We start from the raw sequence: 2,743 nt of genomic DNA on the forward strand, positions 1-2,743 counted from the left end.
CCGGGCCCGCCGCCCCCGCCCCGCCGGCGGGGGCGCGGTGACGCGTGCGCCCGGCGCCGGGGACACTGGCGCGGTGCTGCCGCCCGGACTGCTGGACACCCTGCCGGTCGGCGCCGTGGTGCCGGACCTGCTCGCCGCCCTGGACGCCTCGGGCGCGGCGGTCCTGCAGGCGCCCCCGGGCACCGGCAAGACGACCCTGGTGCCGCTGGCGCTGGCGCAGGCGCTGCCCGGGCGGGTGCTGGTCGCCGAGCCGCGCCGCGTGGCCGCGCGCGCCGCGGCCGCGCGGATGGCCGCCCTGCTGGGCGAGCCGGTCGGCGCCACCGTCGGCTACGCGGTGCGCGGCGAGCGCCGCGCCGGGCCGGGCACCCGCGTGGAGGTCGTCACCACCGGCCTGCTGCTGCGCCGGCTGCTGGGCGCGGAGGACCTGCCGGGCGTCTCGGCCGTCCTGCTCGACGAGGTCCACGAGCGTCAGCTCGACCTCGACCTGGCCCTGGCGTTCTGCGTGCAGGCGCGCCGGCTGCTGCGCGAGGACCTGCGCCTGGTGGCGGCCTCGGCGACGCTGGCGGCGGACCGGCTGGCGGCGCTGCTGGGCGAGGGGCCCGCCGCCCCCGCGCCGGTGGTGACGGCCACCGCCCCGGTGCACCCCCTGCGGGTGCGCTGGTGCCCGCCGCCGCGGCCGGTGCGCCCGCCGGAGGGGCTGCGGGTGGACCCCGCGCTGCTGGAGCACGTCGCGCACCTGGTGCGCACCGCCGTCGGCGAGCTCGACGGCGACGTGCTCGTCTTCCTGCCCGGGGCGGGGGAGATCGCCGCGGTGCAGCGGCGCCTGGACCTGCCGGGCGTGGACGTGGCCGTGCTGACCGGATCGCGCTCCGGGCGCGAGCAGGACGAGGTGCTGCGCGCCGGCCCGCGCCGGCGCGTGGTGCTGGCCACCGCCGTGGCCGAGTCCAGCCTGACCGTGCCCGGGGTGCGCGTCGTCGTCGACGCGGGCCTGGCGCGGGTGCCGCGGGTGGACCACGCCCGGGGCCTGGCCGGCCTGGACACCGTGCGCGTCTCCCGCGCCGGCGCCGAGCAGCGCGCCGGCCGCGCCGGGCGCGAGGGGCCCGGCACGGTGCTGCGGGCCTGGTCGGCCGCCGACCACGCCCTGCTGGTGCCCGAGGCCGCCCCGGAGATCGCCACCGGCGACCTGGCCTCCTTCGCGCTGCTGGCCGCGTGCTGGGGCGAGGTGGCGGACCTGCCGCTGCTGGACGCACCGCCGGCCGGGCCGCTGGCCGCCGCGCGCGGCCTGCTGCACCGCCTGGGCGCCCTGGACGACGCCGGGCGCGTCAGCGCCGCCGGCCGGGCCGCCGCCGCGGTCGGCGCCCACCCGCGCCTGGCGCGGGCCCTGCTCGACGGCGCCCCGCTCGTGGGCGCCGACCGCGCCGCGGAGGTCGTCGCGCTGCTCGGCGAGGACGTGCGCGGCCGCGACGACGACCTCGTGGCCACCTGGCGCGACGCGCGCGCGGGCCGGCTGCCGGGCGCGGAGCAGTGGCGCCGCGAGGTGCGCCGGCTGCGCGGCGCCCTGCCGCCCGGCGCCCGGGCCGGGGCCCCCGCGGACCCCGCCCGCCACGTGCCCGGGGACCTGCCCGACGACCTGGCCGCGGGCCTGGTGGCCGCCCTGGCCTTCCCCGAGCGCGTCGCCCACCGGCGGGGGGCGAGCTGGGCCTCCACCGGCGGCACCCGCTACGAGGCCGGGCCCGCCTCGGCGCTGGCGGGCGCGCCGTGGCTGGCGGTGGCCGTGGCCGACCGCGCGCCCGGGCGGGCCTCGGCGCGGGTGCGGGCCGCGGCGCCCCTGGACGCCGGCCTGGCCCGCGCGGTCGTGCCCCCGCGCTCGGTGGACGAGGTCGCCTGGCGCGACGGCGACGTCGTGGCCCGCCGCGTGGAGCGGATGGGGGAGCTGGAGCTGTCCGCACGCCCGCTGCCGGACCCGCCGGCCGCGGCGGTGGCCGCCGCGGTGGCCGAGGGCCTGCACCGGGAGGGGCCGGGGGTGCTGCGCTGGAGCGGCGCGGCCCGCTCGCTGCGCCTGCGCGTGGCGTGCCTGCGCGCCGCGCTGGGCGAGCCGTGGCCGGACTGGGCGGACGCGGCGCTGGCCGCGGACCCGGCCGCGTGGCTGGGCCCGCAGCTGGGGCGGGTGCGCTCGCGCGCGGACCTGCAGCGCCTGGACGTGGCGGCGGCGCTGCGCGCGGCGCTGCCGTGGGAGGCCGCCGCGCGCCTGGACGAGCTGGCCCCGGAGTCGGTGCAGGTGCCCAGCGGCCGGCGCGCCGCGCTGGACTACGCCGACCCGGCCGCGCCGGTGCTGGCGCTGAAGCTGCAGGAGGCGTTCGGTTGGCGCACCTCCCCGCGCGTGGCCGCCGGCCGGGTGCCCGTCGTGGTGCACCTGCTCTCGCCGGCGGGGCGGCCGCTGGCCGTCACCGCCGACCTGGAGTCGTTCTGGCGCGGCGGGTACGCCGCGGTGCGGGCGGAGAACCGGGGCCGCTACCCCAAGCACCCCTGGCCGCAGGACCCGCTGACCGCCGAGCCCACCGCCCGCACCAGCGCGGCGCTCAGGCGCGACGCCCGGCCGCGCTGACCGGCCCGGCGCTGGACCAGGGGAAGTCGATCCAGCGGTCGGTGTCGCGCCAGGAGTACTCCGGGGCCAGCCGGGTGGTGGGCTTGCGGTACACCACCGCCGAGGGGGGGGGGGCGCCGGGGGCGGCGCCCCGGGCCA

General features: G+C 82.8%; 1 protein-coding gene. It reads left to right on the plus strand.

Features of this window, described 5'->3' with window-relative positions; genetic code table 11:
* Nucleotides 1-73: 73 nt before the first annotated feature.
* A complete protein-coding gene (gene hrpB / locus ACRYR7_RS25110) occupies nucleotides 74-2,605 on the plus strand; it encodes an ATP-dependent helicase HrpB (RefSeq protein ID WP_432575093.1) in 2,532 nt (843 codons plus the stop codon).
* The last annotated feature ends 138 nt before the right edge of the window (nucleotides 2,606-2,743 follow it).

The organism is Kineococcus gurbantunggutensis (assembly GCF_050871925.1).
Classification (GTDB): domain Bacteria; phylum Actinomycetota; class Actinomycetes; order Actinomycetales; family Kineococcaceae; genus Kineococcus.